Source organism: Pseudoalteromonas sp. S3431, assembly GCF_000690035.1.
Lineage (GTDB): Bacteria > Pseudomonadota > Gammaproteobacteria > Enterobacterales > Alteromonadaceae > Pseudoalteromonas > Pseudoalteromonas fuliginea.
Genome location: NZ_JJNY01000082.1, coordinates 1 through 22,942, shown reverse-complemented (window position 1 = coordinate 22,942; position 22,942 = coordinate 1). Strand labels below are relative to the sequence as shown.

General features: G+C 40.5%; 12 protein-coding genes. 11 read left to right on the top strand and 1 reads right to left on the bottom strand.

The window, feature by feature from the left end:
- The 9 genes from DO88_RS03065 to DO88_RS03105 all read left to right on the top strand — a co-directional run bounded on the left by DO88_RS03065 (position 1) and on the right by DO88_RS03105 (position 18,219).
- The gene (locus DO88_RS03065) at positions 1–1,623 is read left to right on the top strand and encodes a phage baseplate assembly protein V (protein WP_033040670.1); all 1,623 of its coding nucleotides are present in this window, start codon (positions 1–3) and stop codon (positions 1,621–1,623) included.
- 28 nt (positions 1,624–1,651) lie between these two features.
- Positions 1,652–2,056 carry a GPW/gp25 family protein gene (locus DO88_RS03070; protein WP_008136319.1) on the top strand — a complete coding sequence of 135 codons (405 nt, stop codon included), beginning with the start codon at positions 1,652–1,654 and terminating at the stop codon, positions 2,054–2,056.
- A gap of 88 nt (positions 2,057–2,144) precedes the next feature.
- Positions 2,145–5,327 carry a hypothetical protein gene (locus DO88_RS03075; protein WP_033040669.1) on the top strand — a complete coding sequence of 1,061 codons (3,183 nt, stop codon included), beginning with the start codon at positions 2,145–2,147 and terminating at the stop codon, positions 5,325–5,327.
- A gap of 121 nt (positions 5,328–5,448) precedes the next feature.
- Positions 5,449–8,148: a hypothetical protein gene (locus DO88_RS03080; RefSeq protein ID WP_033028854.1), complete on the top strand. Its 2,700-nt coding sequence runs from the start codon at positions 5,449–5,451 to the stop codon at positions 8,146–8,148.
- 14 nt (positions 8,149–8,162) lie between these two features.
- Entirely contained in the window at positions 8,163–12,785 is a 4,623-nt protein-coding gene (locus tag DO88_RS03085; protein ID WP_033040667.1) for a hypothetical protein, read from the top strand.
- A 2-nt stretch (positions 12,786–12,787) separates the two neighbouring features.
- Positions 12,788–16,624: a contractile injection system tape measure protein gene (locus DO88_RS03090; RefSeq protein WP_232224827.1), complete on the top strand. Its 3,837-nt coding sequence runs from the start codon at positions 12,788–12,790 to the stop codon at positions 16,622–16,624.
- Between the two features lie 23 nt (positions 16,625–16,647).
- A complete protein-coding gene (locus tag DO88_RS03095; RefSeq protein WP_033040674.1) occupies positions 16,648–17,229 on the top strand; it encodes a hypothetical protein in 582 nt (193 codons plus the stop codon).
- Between the two features lie 56 nt (positions 17,230–17,285).
- Positions 17,286–17,765 carry a hypothetical protein gene (locus DO88_RS03100; RefSeq protein WP_007377688.1) on the top strand — a complete coding sequence of 160 codons (480 nt, stop codon included), beginning with the start codon at positions 17,286–17,288 and terminating at the stop codon, positions 17,763–17,765.
- Positions 17,766–17,907: 142 nt separating this feature from the next.
- Positions 17,908–18,219, top strand: coding sequence for a hypothetical protein (locus DO88_RS03105; RefSeq protein ID WP_033015760.1), 312 nt, complete (start codon positions 17,908–17,910; stop codon positions 18,217–18,219).
- A gap of 345 nt (positions 18,220–18,564) precedes the next feature.
- On the opposite strand, the gene gorA is transcribed toward DO88_RS03105, so the two are convergent.
- Positions 18,565–19,929, bottom strand: a complete 1,365-nt coding sequence (gorA, locus tag DO88_RS03110) for a glutathione-disulfide reductase (protein ID WP_007377687.1) — start codon at positions 19,927–19,929, stop codon at positions 18,565–18,567.
- A gap of 78 nt (positions 19,930–20,007) precedes the next feature.
- Here gorA and DO88_RS03115 point away from each other — a divergent pair, with 78 nt between their 5' ends.
- Positions 20,008–20,682, top strand: a complete 675-nt coding sequence (locus tag DO88_RS03115) for a DUF2461 domain-containing protein (RefSeq protein ID WP_033040665.1) — start codon at positions 20,008–20,010, stop codon at positions 20,680–20,682.
- An 86-nt stretch (positions 20,683–20,768) separates the two neighbouring features.
- Positions 20,769–22,808, top strand: coding sequence for an oligopeptidase A (gene prlC, locus DO88_RS03120; RefSeq protein ID WP_033040663.1), 2,040 nt, complete (start codon positions 20,769–20,771; stop codon positions 22,806–22,808).
- Positions 22,809–22,942 lie beyond the last annotated feature (134 nt).

The window sequence follows — 22,942 nt, the reverse complement described above, 5'->3', positions numbered from 1 at the left end:
ATGGATTTGCGATATACCATTGCCGTAGAGGGCAATAAAATCAGTGATAAATTCGCCTTGCGAGAAGCAACTGTAAAAAACGGCGTTAATCAAATTGCGCATCTGAGTTTAGTAATTGACGACGGTGATATGGCCAAAGAAACCTTTGCTAAAACTGATGAAGGGCTATTCACTATGGGTAAAGCGATAGAGCTAAAAGCCGGCTTTGGTGATGGCGAACAAAGTGTACTATTTAGCGGTGTTATTACTGCTCAAGGTATAGGCTTTGAACGGCAACCATTTATGCATATTGAAGCTCGAGCCGATACAATTAAGCTGTGTCAAAGTGCCATGAGTAAACTCTATGATGAAAAAGCCAAAGACGGCGATATTCTCAGTGATTTACTCACTACATACGGTGCAACGCCTGGCACTATAGCGGCCAGTAAAATTGAACATCACCAATTTTTAGTGGTGGATGAACAGCCATGGGCGGTGTTTATGCGCCGAGTGCTGTGCAATGGTTTTGCATTTTTTAACGATGGCAAAAATCACGTTGTTGATTTGGCAAAACACACTCCCACTGCGCATGAATTTAACGTGGCAATGGATGGCTGTGTTGATTTCGCTTTGCACTGTGATGTGAGTTCGCATCTTAAAAAACTGCAATACAGTAGTTGGGATATAAAAGAACAAAAACTCTACGACAATGCTGATCCAGTCATGCCGGCTGCTAAGTTTAAAACTCACAGTGATGCAGATACGGCGATGGCTTTACCTGATACTTTACGCCTATCACAAGCACCTATTGAAAAATTAGAGTTGGCGGCTAAAGCCGGTGCTGAGCAATATTATCGATTACTCGATATGTACCAAGGGCATGTACGTATAGATATGTCTGCGCAAAAAGCGCTTACTAAAGTCAAGCATTTAGATGCACTGACACTCTCTGGAGTGGGAAAGGAATATAGTGGTGATTATGTGGTGGGTGAAATTCATCACCATTTGTCGAGTGATGGCTGGTTTAGTGAATTCATACTGGGTGTTCCTTTAACGCTAAGTATTTGGTCAGACTATGCTAAACCAAGTTATACCCCAATGTTGATAGGGAAAGTAGCTGCATTTAAAGCCGATGCACAAGCATTACACCGTATCCCAGTTTTATTACCCAGTGCCAGTGGTGAAAAACCACTTTGGGCACGGTTAGCCAGTCCTTTCTCAGGAGCTGAAGAGGGGTTGTTTCTGCCCCCAGACATAGATACAGAAGTAATGGTTGGATTTATTGGGGGCGATAGTCGTTACCCTGTGATTTTAGGTGCATGTCATAACCCCAAAGCAAAGCCACCATTTGAATATGATGATAAAAATGAGCAGCGCGGATTGTTTTTTAAAGAGCAAGCATTAGCGTTGCAATTCACCTTAAAAGAGCCGCTACTTACACTACAAAGTAGCGCCGATCACACCATCACTTTTGGCGCTAAAGAAGGCTTAAAACTAACCCAAAAAGATATGACGTCTTTGGTTGCAGGGGAGTCATTAATGATTGAAAGCAAAGATAAGTCTACCTTAGAGGTGGCAAAAGCCATTAATTTTAAAACTTCAGATAGCATCACACTAGAAGGCAAAGGTGTGGATGTAAAATAACCTCAAATTAAGGCTAAAAGGAGCAGCAATGTTAAATCAAGCTTTTCTAGGAACTGGCTGGAGCTTTCCCGTGCAGTTTAGCAACCCCGCCACAGGGCCTGGTATGGATAGCGGTGAAACCTTACTTAAACAAGCGATTCATTTGACTTTAAATACCTTAGTCGGAGAGCGGCCTTTGTCGCCCAATATGGGTTCTGGTCTTTCGAGTTATTCATTTGCTGATGCTAATGAACAGAGTTTATCGCAACTAAGACAAGAAATTGCCACCGTGTTACTTAATCATGAACCTCGTATTACTCTGCAAACCATCGAATTTGATAGTAGCGAATTGTACGACGGCGTGCTGTTAATTCAGCTTAACTACGTGATACGGCAAACCAACAGCCGTAGCAACATGGTGTTTCCATTCTACTTGACTGAGCAGTCAGTTTAGCCACTATCAAAGTACGTTCTGTCATCTTTGTGAGCACGCTTTATTTTATTGCATTTTAATTAAATCTATTACTTATCAAGGTACTATCATGACTTTGAAGTCTAACAACAACCTCACCGTTGCGACGCTTAATACAGTTAACCCAAGTGAAGTGGGACGAAGTCAACTAGGGCGGCATATTAAAGCGTTATCTCGTTCTTTTTTTTACATAGAGCCGCGTACTGTAGACGCTTGGTTGAAGTACTTATCTGTGCTGGCCAAACAAGTAAACTATATCGATGAGCGTGTATTATCAGCTAATGGCACATGGGAAAACCTACTACCCGAGCCAGAAAAGCTTGCGGGTCTTGCGCAGCTAATTGAATATGGTAACGCGGATGAACATATTAAACAGTTAGCCAGTCGTCCTGATATGGCGTTATTACTCACCTTTATAGATTTATTACAACACAGTAATGCTCAGTTTAATCAATTTGTAGCGCGGCATTTAGATCATTTTTATGGTGAAGTGTTGCGCTTTGAGCCGTTATCAGAAAGCGCAGACAGTGCGCATTTAGTAATGTCGTTGAATAATGTTGATATGCTGACTTTACCTGCGGGAACACAATTTGATGGTGGTAAAGATGCAGAGGGAGCCCCTCTTATTTACAGTACTGATGAAGTAGTGACTATTAGCAAAGCGCAAGTGGATTATGTTGCTACTGTTAATAAAATCAAGTCTTCAGACCGAATCAGTTTAAATCAGCAAGTATTACTTGATAATGAGCAGAGTATATTACTTGAGCAAAGCGAGCCTACTTTTGGGCAAAAGCTAGCTGAACAAGTGTCATCAAGTGTTGAGGTTGGCTTTAAAATTGCTTCACAAGATTTATTTTTAAGTGGCGGTGAACGTATCGTCAGCTTAGGTTTTGGAGAACAAGCACTGTTACAAAATTGGTTAACTTGGTTTGACTTCTATATTTCCACCAGTGAAGGGATTAAAGAAATCGATGCAGCTCAATTGAGCGTTGTTGAACAGCATCTGCAATTAACATTCAATAGTTTGTTTCCTGCCATAACACCATTAGAAGATACGCCTATTGGCGAAGATAAAGCCCTGCCTTTTATTGCTTTGGTACTTAAAAATGATTATTACTATCTGCTCTATAGTGATGATTCGAGTGTATTTACGCGCTTTAATAGTTTCACAATCTCACAAATGAGTTTAACTACACAAGTGAGCGGTCTAGGTGGCGTGGTTGCGAATAATGGCGAGATAGATTTAGATACCTCAAAGCCATTTGAGCCGTTTGGTCTGACGCCAAGGTTGGCGTCTAAAGTTCATTTTACTCACCCCGAACTGGTTATCAAAAATATCACTCATGCTAATGTCGAGTTTGCATGGTTAGATAGACCCGATAATTTTGATAATTATTATCGTGCCTACAGTTATTATTACAGTGCACAGCATAGTCTAGATGAACGCTATTTTGATAGCAGCGCCTCATGTGGTGTTGATCAACCTTGTGAAGGCATTGAATTGTTGGTGGAAACACTGTTTTCAAGTGATTGCCACTGCTTAACTTGGCCACACACTGTGGTGAATATTTCTCGCTCAGATGCGAGAAGTGATGCGCAAACGCATCTTGAGTTGTTTTATAATGAAGATTCGGGCGCGTTGCCTGAAGTAAAAAATAATATCGCTATTAACACACTAACCTTTGTGTATAACGATAATAATGCATTGCGTGACTATCAGTTATTACCCCTTGATGAGCTAACAGCTAGTAAATGGCCTAAGTATTATACCTTAGAGTTATCAGAGCAAGATTTTGCCCACAAAGATTATACCAAAGTGATTGAGCTATTTGCTTATAAGAATGCTAATTCAAATAACCCTGTATTAGTGAATGCACCTTACACCCCAACTCTTGATAGCTTAACTTTGCACTATGAGAGTGAAAGTATTACTTCATCAGCGCTGACAGTGGGTAATCCTATTTTTTTAGAGCATATAACTCCTGTTGGGCGACCAACTGAGCAATTGAACAAGCAAAGCCTATTGTCTTTACTGCCCAGAATAGAAAAATTTGGTTATTTGTATATAGCGCTTAGCCAAGTCAATACGCCAGGGCAAGTGCGTATGTACTATCAGGTTGACCCCGTTGATGGTTATAACATGGGTGATAACCCGTTATTTGTATGGGAGTACTTTAACGCAGGTACTTGGCATCGTTTCAAGCGTGAAGAATCACAAGGTCAAGCGGGTGAGGGGCGCATCCTCAGAGACAGCACTTATGATCTACTCGATTCGGGGTTAGTGGTATTTTATTTACCTGAGCTGACACAAGACGGTTCATTTAATCACGATGGTAAGCTTTGGCTACGCGCCACGGTAGATCATAGTCAAACTGAAGTGCCGAGTAGCTTCGTTAATGCTTTTCCTATTTACTCCAAACTCAAAGGGGTGTTTGCGCAAGGTATGAAGGTGATTCTAACCAGCCAAGGTAATGACGCCTCTCATTTTGATCAACCATTACCCAGTGAGTCTATTAGTAAGTTGCTATTACCCAACCCTAACGTTGATAAAGTATTGCAGCCTTTTGCTTCTTTTGATGCCAAAGTAGCAGAAAAAACAGTGCAATTTGACCGTCGGGTGAGTGAACGATTACATCATCGACAGCGCTTATTAAGCGGGTGGGATTATGAGCACTTCGTTTTACAAACTTTCCCGCAGTTGCATTCGGTACGTCCTGTGGTTAATGCATCTGGTTTATCGCTTGTAGTTGTACCGCTTAATTATGATGTTACGGTGTTGCAGCCCAAGGTGCCGCGTTATCTTAAGCGACAAGTTAGGGAGCAGGTAAATGCGTTGTCTGTACCAAACTTAACAATTGAAATAGATGATCCAAATTATGTTGAAGTACAGCTGGAATTGATCGTAAAAATTGATCCATTATACGATATTCAAAGCACTGTTATTGACCTGAACGAGATGGTAGTAGATTCACTAACACCATGGAATAAATTAGATAAACCGCTTGAGCGTACTATTTATTTAGCATCAATAGCACAAGTGCTAGAAACCCACCCTGCAGTGGATATGATTCAAGTGATCCGTGCCACTAAAAAAGGTCAAACTGAGAAACAATACAGCGTAATTAGCGCCGATAATGCACATGATATTTTAGTGCCTGCTCGCAATCACAAAATAGCCCTCGCTAATACCTTAGGCGATGTATTTGAAGGTATTGGCAAATGGGAAATTGAACTGGATTTTGTTGTTCAATAAGCCCGTATTCCCCCACTAAATTAATTATTAAACGGCCGCTTACAAAATAATTGAAATTAATTTTCACAGTTTTTGGATGCGTGCGTCTTGTAGTTATTCATATGACTAATTCAGGAATGTTATGGACAATCAAGTTCTGCAGATCTTAAATATTGCGCCCAGAAATACGGGGCAAGATTTAGAGGCACTGCGTCAGCAAGGCATAGCTAGAATACAACAATTCGCGCCCAATACCTGGACCGATCACAACCGTTTTGATCCTGGTGTAACGGTACTAGAAGTGTTGGTGTATGTGCTGTCTGATCTCAGTTATAAGTTGGACTATCCAATTCCGGAGCTATTAGCGCAACCACATAGTGGGGGGAGTGTTAAATTTTACGAGCCCGAGCAAGTGTTATTTAGTCACTGCGTGACAGAAGATGACTATCGACGCCTTATTTTAGATTTACTAGAAGTTAAAAATGTACATGTTATATCGCGTCAAACCGAAGACTCAAATGCCACTGTTTTAGATTTTAATGTGCTGTTGTACTCAACTAATGACGACAAAAAAACAAATGTAACACAGCTGATTAGTCGTGTATTTAGCCAAGCTCGATGCGTGAACCATAGACTAGGTGATATTACATTTTATGACGTCAGTAAAGTGACAATAGGCATGACCTTGTCATTACAACATGTTGATAATTTAGTGGCTTTATTAACGGATTTGTATACGTTAATCGGTCGGGAGATCTCCCCTGATATCCCTAAGTATTCTGCGCAGCAGTTATTACAACTTGGCATGAGTACTGGGCAAATCTATCAAGGACCCAAATTACATCATGGCTTTGTACTAGATGAAGACTTACATAAGTCATCTTATAGCGTGCGCTTGTTTAGCTCAGACATTTTAAGTGTATTACATGGGTATGAAAACATAGAGCGCGTTAACGCGTTTCGGTTTTTAGCCGATCAGAATAATGCGGATGGGAACTACAATGCTCAAGATGGTTATGAGTTTTGGCAAATTCAATTTGGTAGCGATGATAACGAGAAAATCGTTAACATTGCGCAATTAGGCTTTGATGAAGATAATTTTTTTAATGGCTTAAATTTACTGATTGATGGTCAGTCATATCAGCTAACCGAACAAGAAAAAACCCTGATACGCCAAGGTTTGCAGGTGCTTAATCAAGCTCCTCAAGTTACTCAGTCAGTCATGTTACCTAAATTTGAGCAAGCAGGGCATTTAGGATTAAGTGACTATCGTTCATTACAGAATGAACTTCCACAAGTGTATGCTGTTGCAGAGCACACCTTAAATGAAGCTATTGATAGTACTGAAAAGGCTCGATTACTACAGTTTAAAGGGTATTTACATCTGTTTGATCAAATACTGGCAGATCAGCATAAACAACTTGATGTTTTACCCGATATTCTCTCGCTTCCAAAGCCGCAATCATTTGAAAGTTTGGGTAAGTTACTCGATTGTATGTTGGCTAGTGAGTCGTTAAATGCTCAACAGGTCGACGTATTTTGGCAGCATGCTTGCACTTTACCGCATTCGCAATTAAGTCAGGCGCTAGAAGAAATAAGTGGAATTGAGCATTTGTTAGATACTCAATCGCTTAATTACAGGCAGCGGGGCATGCAACACAGCCTTGAGAGTGACTTTTCTATTGCACAATTGACACGATTAAATCAAAGCGTAGACCATTTACTAGCGCGATTTGCTGAACGTCCTGTTGATAGTAATTTATTAAAATACAAAGCGGTATTTGCGCTTTATGCACCAAGCTTAAAAGATGAACGAGATCCTAACCCTGATGAATCATTGCTTGAGCGTTTGGTATTGTTGCGTCAGTACATAGATAAATGCCGCTTGCTAAGTGAGATTGGTGATTTAGGGCAGAATCGTTGTCGTGGTTTTGATTATCTTTCTAAAACTTTACAGTATCAGCATTGCAGTTCTATGGCTAAGGGTATTATGCGCCGCCTTGGCATGTCGCACCCTGGTCAAATGCCATTGGCCACCCATAACCGAGAAAGCTTTTACTTGGTTGAAGGGAGTTTACTTACAACGCCAGCACTGAGCGATACTTTACATGTCATTTTACCTGATTGGACAACTCGTTTTGCCACAGCAGAATTTCAGGATTTTGTACAACGTACGATCCGTGAATACACGCCGTTGCATATGCCTGTGCAATGTCTATGGCTAGACAGAGAAACGATGAGTTTATTTGAACGCTTATATTATGGTTGGTTGAATTATTTTGCGCAAACTCAACGTACTCGTTTTAGTGAGCAAAATGACACTCTGCTAAATATTACAGAGCAACTTAGCCAGCTACTAAGTTCTTTTTTAATTGAACCCAAAAGTACTGATGACAAAGGCCACACACATTGGCTGCTTGCAGATTTAATACTCACGTATCAAGCACTGCAGCATGGTAATTGGAATGCAATAAAAGCCACCATAGTGGAGCTACTCAATACCTACGATAGTGAACATTCAAATACTGATTTTATTATCACAGGGCAAAACGCTGATCAAATACATGATTCTGTTAATGAGAATATCCTAAGCCACGATGCGAACTTTCCCGATGGATTTGATGCCGATACTATTTTTTATCTAACAGCACAGCATCACATTGATGAAATCTGTCGCCCTAGTCTACAAGAGCATGCATCCCGTCAGCAGCGGCTCGCCATTAGCTATACGCCTTTGGCTTATTTAAAGCCACTTTTTCCTGTGTCTATTTCTGCTATTAATCCAATTTCGCCAGAGAAGTACCAATTTATCGTTGCTAACAGCACGCCAAATCGAATTTAATTAAGGAACACATAATGACTACACTTAATGATCAAAATGCGACGTTACCTGCGCATGCAACAACAGTAATTGAAAAGGAAAACCGCGATTCACTTATTGAGAAGTTTGATGATCTAAAAACGCCCTCAGGCAATGATTTTGAGGCGTTGATCCGCTCTAGTTTCAATCAAGTAGATGATCCTATTCAAGTGGTTAAAGTAGATGATAAAAGTGAATTAGAAGTGTCTGCACCTCTGACTATCACATCTGATACACAAACCAATGAAAAGTTGAAATTAAGTGCTAACGAATTGAGCATGACACAAGGTGAGACGCAAACGCTAAATCTCGATAGTGACAGCATGGAAATGTTTGACGGTGTATTGTCGCTTTCAAAAGACGATAAAAAGCTGCAAGTTTCGGGCACTGTACAAGCAAGTATGCTCAATGCGACTGCTCAGGTGAATACGGTTCAACTTAATACTGATGCATTGCTGGTTAACAATGCCAGTACAGAAATCTTACGTGCCGAGCTTGATGAAAATACAGCACCTAAAGTCACGATATCTGGTGATGCAAAGATCACAAAATCTGTTACAGCTCAATCACTTAATGTGACGGATACAATTGATGCGTCAGATTTGGTGGTGTCAGTATCATCGACACTTGCAAATGCCAGTGCCAATACATTAGTGGTTACAGGTAAAACAATACTTAGCGACAAGCTTGAAGGTGAAAATGCGATATTTACCAGGCATCTAGAAGTAAGTGACACATTAGGTGTGGGGATTGATGCGCAAAGTACGCAAGCTAAACTGCACATATCAAAACGTAGTAGTGATATGGATGCCTTGCTGCGAGTAGATGACTATAACAACGATACCACGCCATTTTTTATTAATTCTGAAGGTAAGGTTGGTGTGGGCACGACGGATGTTGCTGCCGATTTTCATGTGGCCAGTGATGCGCTTTTTGGTGATATACGAAATGCGCATTATGTGAAGCTTAACGGGCTAGATAAAAGTCACTTTGAAGGTAATGTTAGTGTCTCTGAATCAATGTCAGTGGGTGTGAATGAATTACCGATTGACGCTGGAAGCTTAGCGGTATCAGGTAAGCTTGCATTGGGCAAAGTTAACGCTACGGCTAAGTTAGATGTGAATGGTAACACCGGAGAGTCATTATTAAATATAGCGACGAACGCAGCACAGTTTGTCAAAGTCACAGATGCCCCATTGCTAGATGAATCAAAAATTACGGTGTACCAAGCAACTAAAATCAAAGATGCTTTAAGCGTTGAGGGACATGTCACTGGCGAAAGCGTAACAGTAAATCAGCACCTTGATAGTGATACAGCAACAATAAATGGCCAGTTAATTGCTGGCAGTACAACGACTGATAGTTTAACGGTGAACACTCACGCTGATATTGAACAAGCGCAGATTTATAATCAGCTTAATATTGCTTCAAACAATGATCAACTAAACTGGGAGTGCGACGCAAAGCTTGCTGTATTGAGTAGTCCAAGTAACCCTTCAGGCGTTGAGATCAGTCATTTTAACGGCCAAGCAGTGACGCCTATTATCACCAGTAAGATGGATAAATTAGGTCTTTTTGAATCTAACCCAATGAAGTCCTTGCACGTAGGAGCTGATGCGCTGTTTGCGCACTCTGTAGATTTTGCCAGTGATATTAATGTATTGAACAATAATGACGAAGCCATTTTTAGCGTCAACGATATGAATGTGGTTGTGGGGAACAGTAATTTTTCCACACAACTTAGTGTGCATGGCGGTGCTGGTATTTTTGGTAATACAGAGGTTCATGGTCAATTAACGGTGGGTGTTGCTGGTAATCCATTATTAAGAACTGCCAACTCGCAAGTGCATATCACCCAATTGAGTGAACAAGCGGCAATAAAAGTGGAACATGCCACTGAAGGTTTTGCAACTTATATGGCTGCCGGTCAACTTGCTATTAACCAGCCATTACCAGTATCTGATGTGAATTTTGCACTAACTGGCCAAGCTTGTGTGACTGGTCAAGTGCAGATCATGGGGGAGGCGAACTCAGGTGAAGAGGTTGCGCTTGAAGTTCAAGGCGACACTAAACTAAAAAACAAGCTGTGTGTTAATGGCACGGCTCAAGTTGATGATGGTTTATCACTTAGCGTAACGAATAATAGCGCGCAGCAACAAAAAGATGCCTTAGCTGTGCAAGGTTCTAGCCACCTAGCTGGCACTTTATCTGTGACAGATGCCGTTGATTTTCATAATGGCTTAACGGTAACAGATGGTGATGTGACCTTTTCTGATAACTTCAATGCTAATGGTCCAACGACCGTCGATAATACACTTACAGTGAATGGCCATGTGAGTGTTATGGATGGTATGAAAATATCGCCCACTGAAAGCGGTAATGCGTTACTTGTTGAAGGCGGAGCGCAATTTGATACTGATGTAGAGATAGAGGGTGACTTAAATCTATCAGATAAACCGGCAAACGCACGGTTACATATTCAAGAGCAAGGAAAGCAAGGGCTTTATATTGAAAGGCAGGGAGGCCAGGCGGGTTTAGTATTTAACGACGGTCGATTAGGTGTGGGTGTTGAGCGACCCGATTATGCGCTCGATGTTGCTGAAGATAGTCAGTTTAGAAAAGACGTTGGGATCAAAGGGCGCTTAGAGGTCGATGAAAGTTTACATGTTGATGAGTATGCTAGCTTTAGAAGTAACATTAATGTGTACGGTAATAGCGAACTCGCAGGAGAAGCGCGCTTTGGTTTACCTTTTAGTAGCGTTATTGATGACGAATCAGCAGGTATGCCTGCGGGTATAGCACAAGTGGCTATTGACCAAAATCATTTTGCAAAAGCTTTTGCTGTTTACCATCAAGGTGCAAAACCCGTTGTGATTGAAGACGGTAAGCTTGGTGTACAAACCGACTCACCAACACAAGCATTGGATGTTAACGGCAATGCAGTATTTAGAGGTGATGTTGAGCTTAAAGGAACGTTGCACGGCTCTGGTCGATTAGAGTGCTTGGATGGAGCAAAAATATTTGGCGATGTTGAGCTGCGATCGGACTTAACTGTTAGTGATGATGTTCATCTCAAAGATACGTTGTTAGTGGATGGTATCTCAACATTTAATCGCCATGTTGAAGTGAAAAGTGAAAGTACATTCCAAGGTTCGGTAAGGCTCAATGATGAGCTTTCGGTCCAAAATCACACGTCATTGCGAGATACCCTTACAGTTGCTAAGCAAGCAACGTTCCAAGGCGGCATAAACATTGAAGGATTAGAGGTTGGTTCACAGGTGTCTGTTACACCAGCAGCCACGTTCAATAATGCAGTAACAGTGCATGGTCAAGTTAATTTACTTAGTACTTTGCAAATGGGAAGCCGTATAACGGGGCCCTCTATGTCGGTATTTGGCACTGAGGGTGAGCATCTTATCAATGTTGAGTCGGGCAAAGATGCAGCTCCATTAATGATTCAAGCTAATGGCCACGATGCCCTACACATAACATCAGAAGGTAATGTTGGTATCGGCACGCAAGCACCAAGCTATAAATTAGATATTGAAGGGGATGTACGTGTTCGCAATGCATTGCTGGTGGATAATAGCTTAAGCTTTGCTGATGGTGCCATCATACAAAGTGATTGCACTGTTAATGGGTCACTTAATTCATCAACACTCCAATTGGGTGAAACCCAAATGATTGACTGTATATCAGCTGATGTTGATCTTGGTGGTGATATGGCTTCAGATGAAGCTCTGGCAACACAGGCTGCCGTAAAAGCGTATATAGATGCACATTGTTGGTCGTGGGCTAAAAGTAACAAAGTACTGTTGATACAAAATCAGCAAGAGTTTGATGAAGTGATGAGCCGAGAGTTGCTCTGCAATGTGACTCTTTTACTACTGCCACACACCAGTCATCCACAAATGAACCGAGTTTACAAATTGAAACAACAAGTACGCATAGGTTCAAACGTTAGTATTATAGGTTTTAATGAACGAGAAACGCGCATTGTAAAAGAACATGCAGGGTGTCGCTTTTTAATTCATGGTCAAAGTGACGCGCTGATCAAAAGTGTTGAAATGCGTGGTTTTACCTTCGATGGTTCATTACTTAATGGTGGCTTGTATGAAGGTAATGGAGGCGCATTTCATTTACGTTATGTGCAAAGCACAAAACTTAATTGTGTCATCGAAAATCACCATGTTAATGGTGATGGTGGGGCTATTTACGGTGAAGCTGACGTCAGTGGTGTCGAAGCTAGCAATATTAAACACTGTTCAGCAACACGCCAAGGTGGCGGTGTGTATGGTGTGCGAGAGTCAACTTTAGATGTGTCGTCATGTCACTCTGAATATGGCGCAGGTGTTGCGTATTGCGATGATTGTCAAGTAGTTGCACGTGCTAACACCGCGGTGCTATACGGTGGTGGCGCATATAAATGTCAAAACCTGATGGCACAGGGTTATTGGCGAAGTAACCGTGCGGAGGCGAGTGTTGGGCATCATATTTATAGTGCAGGAGGAGACATTAGTCACGATGACCATACACATCAAGATTACTGGTGGCATGCATTATATTTAGATGGCCCAGTGATGTGTGGTACTCAACCTTGGCGCAATGATCACTTTTAATTATGAAACTAACCATCAAACAGTTTAGGGCTGATATACAGGCCCCTCAATCAGCTTTGCGTGCATCAGACATAACCTTGGATGATGTTCAAAGTCAATTTTCAGAGTGGATCATGCAAGGTCTATCACAAATGGACTGGCCTGAATTAGATGAATCAGACTTACAGCTTGATACGATTAAGTTACCCGATTTGGTTATTGATTTGGCTGAAATTGATTGGCAATTTGTAATGCTAGACCCATTTGCAGCGTTTAAACATTATGTTTATCCGCTGCTGAGCGACAGCATAGCAAGGCCATTAAAACAATACCGTAAACAGAACTCTGCTCAGTTCGCGGTGATAAATAGCCAAGGTGCAACTCGTCTTAATAGGGTTTTACTTAGTTTACTTACAAAATTAAGTAAACAAAATCCACAGGGAATAATGGCCAAGACGACGCTTAGACTTGAGTTAAAAAGGCAAATTAGTGAAGCAATTAAAACCATCTCTAACCCGCTTCAACAACTCCAAGCAGAGCCAAATTGGCCGCAACTTAGGCAAAGGTTTGTACAGTTATTCAAACAAGATAAAACGGTACTCCTGTTGCTGGTGGCGCCACTTTATAATGCGCAAGAACAGCAAAGAGTTAGCAAATTGTTGGCTTGCTTAAGTATGGCGCAATGTGATCGTTTTATTCGCTTATTAGAATTTACGACGAGTATCACTGAGCATACTGAACGCGAACAACAGTGCATTTTGTTGCTCTCACTACATGAATTATTTGTTGCCCATAGCGCTTTTAGCGAGCGATTATTACTACAAACTACTGCTGTACTTAATACACCTAAATATAGGCAAATGCTCAGCATGTGGTGTGTATTAAATAAAGCGCAGTGTAATAAAAAATTACTGAGTGATTTACAGCGTATTGTGACTAGTGCTGCGAAGCAAAGTGATCTAGCAATTGAGCTGGTTGAGCACACAGAGTTGGTTAACAATGACAGTAGGAAACTAAATATAGCCAAAAAAGTCAATGCTTTAGGGGTAAAGCAACAACAAACTTTAAAACAGGTATTAACATTATTACAGATCCTTGCTGATTCACATGCTTTACCAAAGCAAAGGCTAAAAGCTTGGTTCGCACTGCAGGTTATTCGCGCCAATCAAACACGACTAAGCGTAACTTTAGCTTCCAAATTAACCCAAATAACTCAAGCGGTCGGCGATACTTTTCGAAAGAGAGAAACACCGCAGCATACAGTAGATAAAATAGTAAAACTAACAGACAAGCTAGGTTCTGAAGGACTATTTAGTTGCCACGTAAATAACCAAAAATTGGGAGTGTTGAGGCTCTATAGCTTGTTGAGTCGGTTGCCTGATGTGCCAGCTCTACTCTTAGAGAGACCGATTAAATGGCAAGTAAAAAAGCGTATACCTGAACAAGAAATACAATGCTGGTTTGATGACGTAAATAGATGGAGTAAGCAATATCAGCAAATAGCGACGAAGAAGCAATTAGATGAGTTCGCTATACAAGTTAACCATAATGAACTATCGACTGTGCTCAAACAGATTAAAATTTGGTTGGTGCAGTATCAACAAACGATGTCCCTAGATGCCTATGATCACATAGTACTACCTTGTGTTATTGAACTATTGAAAAGCTTACCTATTCAAAAAAACTCGAACTTATGGTTGCAATTACACAGTACAGAAAGTGGTCATGCATTTAATCGGATCGTTGAAAAGTTACAGGTAGAGTGTCAACGCGCTCTTTCAGATGAATCAACTACTCAAGCTAACTTAACCGGATTGTTATTTGATGGTGCGCAGAGTGAAAAAGCTATGCATGAGTGTTTAGATAAACTTTATCAAAAACTTAACCGCAATTTAGTAAACATGGTTCAAAGTTTTGAGCAACAACATGCTTTAACATCTGGGCAAACTGCAATGAATAACCGTGGCTCTATTACTTGGCAATGTTACGCTAGAGTCACCCACATGGCTAAATTTGGGTATAAATTACAGTTTTGCTATCAGCCATCATTACAGCGTGTTTATCGTTTTGTTTTAAATCAGCAAGTATGGCTTGCTAATGAACTAAGTTCATTACTTTTTGGTGAAATAAAGCAAGATGAGCAGTGCAAGCAGCTGCAAAAAATAATTACACAGCACGTTCAGTCGTTAGGTTTGATTGAAAAAGAGCTACTTCAAAAGTTACCGCTCATAGCGCGTGCCGAGGTTGGTTTGGATGCTTGGTTCACACCTTTGATTAGTCATGCAACAAAACATCTAACAGAAATGAATAGTGTATGGCTGCAGCCTTTTAATATTGAGGAACTTTATACATCACGCATAGCAAATTTCAATGATGAACAAGTTACGGTTTTTCAGCCACAAAAAAATGAGCGACGAGCTGACAGCGTTACTCATAACATAACCCAAGAATATGAGGTGGATGAAAAACCTCTAGCGGTGCAATGTAATTTACAAAAGCATAAAGTTGATACGCATATTACACATGGAGCGGTATCAACCTTGGTTGAAGACGAGCAAGTGTCTTTCACTAAAGCTACCTTAAATGCCACTAAAGACGATGACAAACTACGTAATAATTTTCTACCAGATGTACTTACGCATGAAGATAACAATGACAGCGTATTGTTAAACATGAGTAGCGATATGAACATAAGTCATAAACCTTCAGAAACGTTTGAGTATAGCGATGAACATCAAGTTAATGTCGATAAAACACAAGTGACACTCGATAAAAACTCAGCGCAAGTACCTAAGCTCAATATGCAAAAAATAGCGTTTGAAAATAATAATACACGTCAAAGTAAGGGGGGTATAAAACAAACTCAAAGCTCACATGTCGAGCTGGATATAGAGACAATTAAAGACGATGAAGTACACCATGGTTCAGCGTTATCAGCACAGAATAATAAGCTTAATAAAGTGAGTTCATATCCAGAGGAAACCATAGGTACTCATTCATCAATATTAGTTAAACATGACGCAAAAGAAGCATTGATAGCACAGACGCTCGTAACTTTGCCTCAAGGAGAGAAAAACCAAGTAGTAACCCCCTCAGAAACGCTACTTAACGCATTAATGGCGGTTGAACGCGTTGATGAAACGCAAAACTTATTAGCTCATATAGAAAAACGAGCTGATGTTCAATCAACACTGCAAAATTCTGATCTCAAACAGGCAATTAAACAAAGTAAAAGACTTTTAACAAAGCTTGCCAGAACCACGTCTTCAGAGGGCGAAAAAGGGGTTGTTCAAAGTGCTATTTCACAAGTTAAAACGCAGCTAGCGCAATTACAACAAATGAATGAACAGCAAAATGAGCCTGTCACATTTGATGTGGGTTTGGTTATTCTATGGCCTTTTTTACCTACTTTGTTTACCAGGCTTGAGCTGATGGATGAAGGGGAGTTTAAAAACGATGACACGCAAATGCAGGCGCATGCCGTGCTTTGTTATATCGCTAATATTGATCCACTTATTGAAGTTAGTTTAACCGTTAATGCGTTGCTGGGACTGCCATTAGATACCCAAATAGAGGAACCCATTGAGTTGAATGAACAGACAATTATGGCAATTGATCATATGTTACATGCGCTTGTGAATCGTTGGGAAGTGTTAAAAAGAATGCCAACGATTGAGTTTTCTAAGATGTTTATTACACGAGAGGGGACGGTTGAGCAAACAGAATCAGGTTGTCATATTCGCGTAGTGACTATGCCGCAAGACGTTCTAATGTCAAAGTTGCCTTGGGGGCTTGGCATGGTGACATTGCCTTGGTTAGGTCAAGCGTTACTTCATATTGAATGGAAGTATGGTTTTTAACAAACAAGTTACAGAGGATTTTTATGCATACCTATAGCGAAACCAACACGCATGAGTTGATTCTTACACATCAGCATAAATCAACACTTTATGACGCTGCTAAAGCGAAAGCCGATAGCACTCGCCTACTTAGCGAATACGATCGCAAACGTTACTTTGACGAGCTGTTTTCACACACAGTGTTAGCGCAGTTAAGTGATATAAAAATAGAGTTGGCCAGTCATGGTTACGCGAGTGAAGTTATGACGAAAACAGCTCAGTTAGAGAGTGGCAACACTGTTGTTGATTTTATTTATGAAGTCACATTTAAATTTAATGGTAATTTACAAAGTGACGACACAATAGCCTCCGGTGATAGTCAAATGGTATTTTTCACACAACCAGGCAGCAATCATATTGCTTGTCGTTATAAAACAGCACAGTTAAATAGTCAGATACAACACTTATATTTTGACGATGAAGGATACAGTCATTTTCTAGCGAATGGCGAGTCTAAGACTTTGTGGCACGGGCATTTAAGGAATCATTCAGAGCTAGCATCAATCCTTGATGATTTTATTTCACTTATTTTTATTGAAAAAAGGACTAGTTTGAGTCGAATTTAATTCACATTTCTAATGCCCGCACGTTATTCCTAGAAGTTCTAACAAAGGAAATGATAATGGCAAATTATGTGCAGGCATTTGAAAAAGTCTTTGCTTTAAAGCGTGAAGCAGCAAACATTTATAGTGTCAATATTGAGGATCTCACCTGCTGGCAAACCATGAAGGACATTGGCTTCTCCTCATCTGAGCTATACCAACTATTTAAACATCATTACTGTGAAGAAATATGGCTGCAGTTGCAGGGAGAAAATATCCAGCAACAAAGTATTGCTAATTTATTATTTAAAGCATCAGTTAAAGGCTATGTTGACGAATTATTAGTGCAATTTCAGCAGTGTTTTTCACTCCCTATTAGTGGCGTAATGTGTTCGTACACGCTGCAACAAATTAATCAAACTGATCAGCCTAGGCTCACTATATGGCTTCGTTTATATACTCTTTATTTTGATATTTATGCCAATCAAACACACCTATATTCTCAACTCGAATATTCACCGGAACAACACTTTTTTAGTCCTCAAGTTTGGCTTCATTAAGTAGCCCTATTTAAAGACATAACCCTCTTCCATACTCTCCTTCCTTCTCCTGTTAATAGACGACTATTGCAGCGACTGACTAAGGAGGCTTTTGCCTCCCCCTCCTTCCCCAAAAAATTTATCAATCAGAGGAGTAATTTTGATGAAAAAAAATTTTGAGAGTTCATCGGACTGCGATGCAAAAACCAAATCTAACCCCGAGCTTGAGCAAACAAATATAGATCAATCTACCAATCGTACTATGCCTCAAGATATTGTCATTATGTTAATAGGACGATGGGCGATGCCCACTACGGTAGTGTTAGTCTTAGTAACTTGCCTTGCTGGATATTTTCTTGAGCTTCAAGCGTTTACTGCCGTGGTAGGAATGATATCGCCGGTAGTGATGGCACTAATTATGGTTATAAAAGAAGCTTTGATAGGAGGTAGAAACAAGCGTAACCGAAAGAAGTAACAAAGCTGGCAGTAAGTTCCCATACTGTTATCCAATTCAACAAAACATAAGACCGTAAGGCGATAATAAGGGTAGGGCGTTTATCAAGAAGTTTAAAAGTAGAATGGTTACCTACAGCCGTTTATCGAAATAACTCAGAAATAGAGAAAGATATAGGTTGTTACTGTATAGATTAAAGCTTGGAGGGCTACATAGTCACAATAGGCGGCTCGCCTTACTGCTACGGATGGGAAAATTAATTTACTGTCTAAAGTTAGTTGATCACTCCCCTCATTGATAAAGTGATTAATGCGGGGAGTTTAACGTTTTCAGATATTGAAAACGTTTATGTGTATCTTTTTTACACTAACCTCTCATGGTTACAAACTCTTCTGAGCCAGTCGGGTGAATAGCCACAACAGCATCAAAATCAGCTTTAGTTGCACCCATTTTCATGGCAACGGCAAAACCTTGAATCATTTCATCAACCGCAAAACCAATACCATGTAGGCCAACTACTTTTTCGTCTGGGCCGGCACATACAAGCTTCATTTTACAAGGCTGGCGATGTTTAGTTACCGCTGTGTACATAGCCGTAAAGCCAGATTGGTAAATCTTAACGTTTTCTTCGCCATACTGAGAAATAGCTTCTTGTTCAGTAAGGCCAATAGTACCAATTGGTGGGTGACTAAATACAACAGTAGGAACTAGGCTGTAATCCATTTTTAAATCATCAGGTAGTTCTTTATTAAATAAACGCTCTGATAAAGTTCGCCCTGCTTTAACTGCTACAGGCGTAAGCTCAATACCGTTTTCGATAATATCACCAACAGCATAAACGTTTTTAGCTGTGGTATTTTGAAACTCATCAACTTTAACAAAACCATCGCTGTTAACTTCTACGCCGGCAGCAGCTACATTAATTGCATCTGTTGTTGGCTGGCGGCCAATGGCCCAAATTACTTGGTCAACGTTATGAGTTTTGCCGTTATCTAAATGTAGCGTTACAGAGCCATCATTTTCTTTAACTAATTTATGAGGTACAGATTCTGTATGAAGAGTTGGGCCTTCAGCAGCCATAACATCAACAAGTGTTTCAACTATGTATGGGTCAAAGTTACGAAGTGGAGAATGTTTACGAACAAATAAATGTGTTTCAGTACCTAAACCGTGTAATACACCAGCAAGTTCGACGGCTATGTAGCCTGCGCCAATAACGGCAACGCGCTTAGGTTGCTCTTTTAGTTCAAAAAAGCCATTTGAATCGATACCGTGCTCAGCGCCTTCAATATGCGGAATGCTTGGGCGACCACCTACTGCAATTAATATATGGTCGGCTGTGTAGTGCTCGCCGTTTACTTCAACTGTTTTATTATCTACAAATTTAGCAAAGCCTTTAATTACAGTAACGCCATTGCTTGCAAGGCCACTGTCATAACCTTTATGAATTCGGCCTATGTAGGCTTCACGGCTTTCTACTAACTTGCTCCAATCAAAGCCTTTAACTTCAACATTAAAGCCGTAATCTGGGGCATATAAATTAATTGCTTCAGCAACCTGAGCACCGTGCCACATTACTTTTTTAGGTACGCAACCCACGTTTACACATGTGCCGCCCATGTGTTTTGCTTCTATAAGTGCTACTTTAGCGCCACGCATTGCCGCTCTATTTGCAGAGGCAATACCACCACTGCCACCACCGATTGCAATATAATCAAAGTGTTGTGTCATTTTATGTCCTTAGGCGTTGAGTTTTATGCGCATTAGCATAACATTAAGTTTTAAAAATAAAGAGTGTTTAGGTGACCTATGTTTAGTAAAAAAACATTCGAATTTCTTGCTCAGCTTGATCAAAACAATAATAGAGACTGGTTTAACGACCATAAATCACAGTATGAGGAATACGTAAGAGAGCCCGCTTTAGATTTCATTAGGCAAATGCAAGCACCACTTGCTGAGGTTTCTAGCCATTTTGTCGCATCAGATAAAAAAGTCGGCGGTAGTTTAATGAGAATCCATAAAGACGCGCGTTTTAGTAAAGATAAAGCCCCATATAAAATTAATGTAGGAATTCAATTTCGCCATTTTATGGGAAAAGACGTACACGCCCCAGGTTTTTACTTTCACTTAGCAAATGACGAATGTTTTATAGGTGCTGGTATTTGGCGACCAGAATCAAAGGCGCTTAACGCAATTAGAACCTGCATAGATGAAAACCCAAATAGCTATAAAAAAGCAATTTATGATGAGCAATTTAAATCTATATTTGAAATGTCAGGAGAGTCGCTAAAACGCCCACCAAGAGGTTTTGAAAAAGAGCATCCCTTAATAGATGAGCTCAAACGAAAAGACTTTATAGCCATTAGCCCACTTACTCAAAAGCAAATATGCAGTAATAACCTAGTTGATACGGTACTAGAACGTTATAAAGTGGCTGATTCATTAATGGGTTATTTGTGCTTTGCTTTAGAGCAACCTTATTAAAATTACACAACTTAAAAGCAGTTGAGTTGTTTTTTTACTTTTAGACCCAATTTAAAACGTAATGCATTAACGCAAAGAGAGTATTTATGAGCAACCCACTAATTGGCCTTGAAGGCTTACCACCATTTTCAAAAATAAAGCCTGAGTACGTAGTACCAGCACTAAAAGACGGTATTGAGCTTTGTCGTAAAGCCATTGATGACGTGTTAGCGAAAGGTTCGTACACGTGGGATGACTTAGTATTACCCCTTGAAGAAGCCGACGACAAATTATCGCGCATGTTCTCCCCTGTATCGCATTTAAATTCAGTAATGAATAATGACGAATTACGTGAAGCTTACGAGCAGTGCTTACCGTTAATATCTGAATATTCAACATTTGTAGGTCAGCACCAAGGTTTATACAACGCGTATAATACGCTTTATAACAGCGACGAATTTAAAACGCTGACTACAGCACAACAAAAAACAATTACTAATGCGCTTCGTGATTTCAAATTATCGGGTATTGCATTAGCGCCAAAGCAGCAAAAACGCTACGGCGAAATTAGCGCGCGTTTATCAGAACTTGCCTCAAAATTTGGTAACAACGTAATGGATGCCACACTTGCTTGGCACAAACATATTACTGATGAAAGCGACTTAGCTGGCTTGCCAGAATCTGCTTTAGCGCTTGCAGCAGATACTGCAAAAAGTAAAGAGTTAGACGGTTGGGTATTTACCCTTGATTTTCCGTCGTATTTACCAATTATGACCTATGCAGATAACCGCGAACTCCGCAGAGAAACTTACACCGCGTTTTCTACGCGCGCGTCAGATCAAGGCCCTAACGCTGGTGAATTTGATAACTCAGGTATTATGAGCGAAGAGCTTGCGCTTCGCCATGAACTTGCACAGTTACTAGGATTTAACAGCTACGCTGAAAAGTCACTGGCAACTAAAATGGCCGAAACACCGGCGCAAGTATTCTCGTTTTTAGAAGACCTAGCGGCTAAATCAAAACCACAAGCAGAGCAAGAAGTGGCAGAGTTAAAAGCCTATGCTGAGCAAAAACATGGTATTTCTGAATTACAGGCATGGGATTTTGGTTACTACAGCGAAAAACTTAAGCAAGAAAAGTACGCTATTTCAGATGAAGTATTACGTCCTTACTTCCCAGCAAATAAAGTATTAAGTGGCTTATTCGAAACCGTTAACCGTTTATTTGGTATTAGCGTAAAAGAAGTTACTGACTTTGATACTTATCACAAAGATGTACGCTTTTTTGAAATTGTAGATAGCAGCAATACCTTACGTGGACGTTTTTATCTCGATTTATATGCACGCGACCGTAAACGCGGTGGGGCGTGGATGGACGACTGTATGGGTCGTAAAGTGCGTGCTAACGGCGAACTACAAACTCCAGTGGCTTATTTAGTGTGTAACTTTAATAAAGCGGTTGGCGATAAACCTGCATTGTTTACTCATGACGAAGTGACAACCTTATTCCACGAGTTTGGTCATGGTATTCACCACATGCTTACACAAGTTGATGCTGCTCCTGTTGCGGGTATTAATGGTGTAGCGTGGGATGCGGTAGAGCTTCCTAGTCAGTTTTTAGAAAACTGGTGTTATGAAGAAGAAGCATTGAGCTTTATTTCAGGCCATTATGAAACGGGCGAGCCGTTACCTAAAGAGCTACTTGATAAGCTACTAGCGGCTAAAAACTACAACTCAGGCATGCAAATGCTACGTCAAATTGAGTTTTCGTTATTCGACTTTAAAATCCACAATGATTATAAAGCGGGTGAAGAGTGTCAAATTCAAGCCGTACTAAACGATGTGCGTAGCCGTACCTCGGTCGTTAATCCACCTGAGTTTAACCGTTTTCAGCATGGCTTTAGCCACATTTTTGCAGGCGGTTACAGCGCTGGTTATTACTCATATAAATGGGCTGAAGTACTCTCTGCTGATGCTTATTCTAAATTTGAAGAAGAAGGTATTTTCAACCCGCAAACCGGTCAAGCCTTCATGCAAAATATTTTAGAAAAAGGCGGCAGTGAAGAGCCAATGGAATTATTTAAAAAGTTCCGTGGTCGTGAGCCTAATGTTGACGCGTTACTACGCCACAGCGGTATTGCAGCTTAAAAAGCTAATATTTAGCACAAACCAAAGTAAAGCGCCTAAATGGCGCTTTTTTATTATCTAAATTTTAGGGCGTGTTGATCTTTGGTGGGTGAATTTGCAGCAGACTGTTTGGTATTTAGGCAAGGCAGAGCCTA